3 protein-coding genes are annotated in these 3636 nt (G+C 68.2%); 1 reads left to right on the forward strand and 2 read right to left on the reverse strand.

What is annotated here, in order from left to right; genetic code table 11:
- The coding region (locus GF405_10585) for a hypothetical protein (protein MBD3368597.1) at window positions 1–1837 on the forward strand (1837 nt) is incomplete at its 5' end.
- 82 nt (window positions 1838–1919) lie between these two features.
- Here the strand turns inward: GF405_10585 and GF405_10590 are convergent.
- Window positions 1920–2927, reverse strand: coding sequence for a hypothetical protein (locus GF405_10590; GenBank protein ID MBD3368598.1), 1008 nt, complete (start codon window positions 2925–2927; stop codon window positions 1920–1922).
- 115 nt (window positions 2928–3042) lie between these two features.
- Window positions 3043–3636, reverse strand: a 594-nt coding sequence (locus GF405_10595; GenBank protein MBD3368599.1) for a radical SAM protein, incomplete at its 5' end; no start/stop codon positions are given.

Raw genomic sequence — 3636 nt, forward strand, 5'->3', positions numbered from 1 at the left:
CGCGGGAGGTGACCGGGCGGCCCGGAGCGCGGGACGCGTCTACATGCTCGAGGCGGCCGGGGCCGTCGCGGCCGGTCTCATCCTGAGCTTCGCCCTGCTGCCCAACTGGTCGGCGCTCAGGATCGCCTTCCTCGGACTCGCCGTGGCGGCGGCCGCGGCCGGAAGCATGCGACCGGTCCGGCGCGCCGGACCCCTGGCGCTCGCCGTTCTCGCCGTCGTCGTAACGGCGCTTCCCGTCTCGGACGCGCTCGACGAACGGATGCTCGCACTCAGATGGCGTTCCCTCGGGTTCGTCTCCTCGCGGAACTCGGTTCACGGCAGGATCGTCGCCACGCGCTACGGAAGCCAGGAGAGCCTCTTCGAGAACGGGGTCCTCGTGGCATCGGCGCCCGACCGGAGGGCCGCTGAGGAAGCGGTCCACATGGCTCTTCTTCAGCATCCCGCGCCCCGACGTGTGCTCCTGGCAGGGGGCGGCCTGGGCGGCGCCGTCGCTGAGATCCTCAAGCACGGCGATGTCGAATCGCTCGACTACGTCGAGCTGGATCCGGAGCTCGTGGCGGAGGCCCGCGAGGTACACGGCCCGGCCATGACGGACGGCCTCGACGACGCGCGGGTCACGGTCCACTTCGGTGACGCCAGGCTGTTCGTGAAGGCCGCCGAGGGCCCGTACGACTGCGTGATCGTCAGCGCACCCGACCCAACGACGCTCCAGCTCAACCGCCTCTACACGGTAGGGTTCTTCTCGGAGATCGCCGCCTGTCTGGCGGACGACGGCGTCGTCGGCCTGAGCGTGAACTCGTCCGAGAACTACCTGTCGGATGATCTGGCGTCCTTCCTCGCCTCTCTCAGGGCTTCGCTCGGGGCGGTCTACCCCCACGTCGCGGCCCTCCCGGGCGACCCGTGCCACATGCTCGCCGGCTATCGTCCGCTCACTCGCGATGCGGAGACGCTCTCCTCCCGCATCAGGTCGCGCGGTCTGGACACGGCCTTCGTCCGCGGCTACTACCTCAGAGACCGCCTTCGCGCGGAGCGCGTCGAGACGTTCGATCGGTCGCTCGACGAGGCGACGATCGAGCTCAACACGGACCTCAGGCCATCGGGCTACTACAGAAGCCTCGTCCTCTGGAACCGGCAGTTCTCCGGAGCACCCGGCCTTCTCGAGGCCGGCCGGAGGTTTGCGCAGCTGAGCACCGCGGGCCTTCTCGCTCTGGTCATGGCCACCCTGGCTCTTCTCGGCAGAGTGCGTTCCCGCCTCCGGACGGCGGTCGTTCTCTCTATCGCGGTCGTCGGCGCGACCGAGATCACGCTGGAGATCGCGGCCCTCAACGCCTATCAGAGTCTCTACGGATACGTCTACGGGCACGTCGCCCTGATCACGGCGGCGTTCATGGGCGGTCTGGCGGCCGGCGGCGCGCTCGGCACCCTGCTCGCGGGAACGTCCAGACCGCGAGCCTACGTGGCCCTGTCGACCGGCATCGCCCTCGTCCCGCTCGGGCTCTGGGCCGCCGTGTCGGGCCTTGCGCAGGCCGCCCCCGGGACGCTCGCCGGCGGGACGCCTGTCTTCCTGTTGATGGTCGTCGGAACGGCACTGCTCGCGGGCGTCCAGTTCCCCATGGCCGCGGCCCTCCTGAGCGACCGGACCGGATCCCCCCGCGGGCCGGGGCGGCTCTACGCCGCCGACCTCGCCGGCTCGGCCCTGGCGGCTCCCGTCGCGGCGGTCGTGCTCCTGCCCGTCATGGGGATCGGTGACGCCATGGTGGCCGTCACCCTCGTGAACTGCGGGGTGGTCGCGGCGCTCCTCTCCGCCGTCGCGGGACGGAGATCGACCGACCGGTGAGCGCCGCCGAACGGACAAAGAGAAGCCGGGGCGTCCTGGTGGACGCCCCGGCGTGTCGTCTGTTGCTATGCTCGCGTCGTGGTCAGCGGTAGAGAGCCTTGATGGCCCCCCACGACGACGCCTCGACCAGCGATTCGACGCAGTCGCTGCACCCTCCGCCGAACGCGCCGATGTTGGTCCCGCCGACGCCGCTCCCCAGATTCTCAGAGTCGAAGCAGACGGAGTAGTCGTAGCCGACGCTTCCGGAGAAGTCGCAGTAGAACGGCTCCTCGGAGATGTTGCCGTCGATCCCGGTCAGGTCGTCGAGCGTGCCCTCGTAGTTCTGCGGCTCCCCTTCCGGTGAGACCTCGTCGTTCGCGTAGACGTTGCAGTACTCGACCGTCGGAGCAGTGATGTAGCCGCTGATGCCTTCCTTGCCGTTGTGGGTGATCGAGCAGTTCGATATCTGCGCGTTCCCGCCGCTCACCCTGACGCCGATGTCGAAGTTGTCGACGATCGTCAGGTGATCGAGGATGGCGGGCGTGGCGCCGTTCTCGTAAATGAAGACCCCGTGGTGACTGCCGCGAGCGACCAGCGAGTTCTGGATGCTCGGCGCCGATCCGGACCGGATGACGAAACCGGTCGCCGACTCCTCGATCCTGAGATCGGTGATCGTCGGGCTCGCATCCTGCAGGCAGCCGATGGCGGCCACCAGGCTCCGGCCGTCCCCATCATCCTCTCTGCCCCGGTCACGACCGACTCCGCCGACGATCGTCAGATTCCGGACGACCGTCGAGGAGCCCACGTTCTGCAGCAGGATCCCATACTCGGCCTCCGTCTGGTCGAGCTCGACGTCGTCCGTGTCCTCACCCATCAGCGTCACACCGTCCGGCACGCTCGCGATGGCCGACCGCTGTCCGTAGACCGTCGTGAACATGTTGACGCTGTCGTAGACGCCCGCGAGAACAAGCACCGTGTCGCCGGAACCGGCCATGTCGAGCGCCTGCTGGATGGCGACGATGCCGGCGTCCTCGTCCGGCACCTGGATCAGATCGGCCGAGGCGGCGGCGGCCAGAAAGACCACCATCAGGGCCGCCATGGTGAAGCGCATCTCGTGCCTCCTTGCTGGTACGGGGCTGTCGGTCGCCGACGGACCCGCGACGCGCGAGCCCGCCTCAACGCTTTACTCTATATCAGGGACATGTCCCTGTCAACATGCTCATGGACTACTCCCAGACGCCGGGAACGGACGCCCCGCAGGCCCCGCAGAGGCCGTTCTCGAGGCTCACGACCTCGACATCGTAGCCGATCCTGCGGATGAGGAGCTCGCCGCATTCCGGGCACCACGTCGACGACGCCTCGTGACCGGGCACGTTCCCTATGTAGACGAACCTGAGCCCTTCTTCCATCGCGATCGCCCGCGAGCGGTCGAGAACCTCGACGGGCGTCGGGGGCAGGTCGGTCAGCCGGTGGCATGGGTGGAACCGGGAGAAGTGAAGCGGCACGTCGGGCCCGAGTTCATCGTGGATCCAGCGACACATGGAGCGCACGAGTTCCGGATCATCGTTCCTGCCCGGGACCACCAGGTTCGTGATCTCGACGTGCACGCCCTCCTCCTTGAGGATCCTCAGGGTCCTCAGGACCGGCTCGAGCGAACCTCCCGTCATCGTCGCGTAGTAGTCCTCACTCATGCCCTTGAGGTCTATGTCGGCAGCGTCCAGATACCCGCAGAGCTCCCGCAGAGGCTCCTCATTGATGAACCCGTTCGAGTGGCAGACGTTCCGAAGCCCCCTGGCGCGCGCCTCCCGCGCGCAGTCGAG

Origin of the sequence: Candidatus Effluviviaceae Genus V sp. (assembly GCA_014728125.1) — a bacterium.
In the GTDB taxonomy this organism is placed as follows: Bacteria; Joyebacterota; Joyebacteria; order Joyebacterales; family Joyebacteraceae; genus WJMD01.

Bases quoted from the DNA above. Each gene is read 5' to 3' on its own strand.
- GF405_10590 (MBD3368598.1), bottom strand. From the start codon at position 2,927: ATGCGCTTCACCATGGCGGCCCTGATGGTGGTCTTTCTGGCCGCCGCC.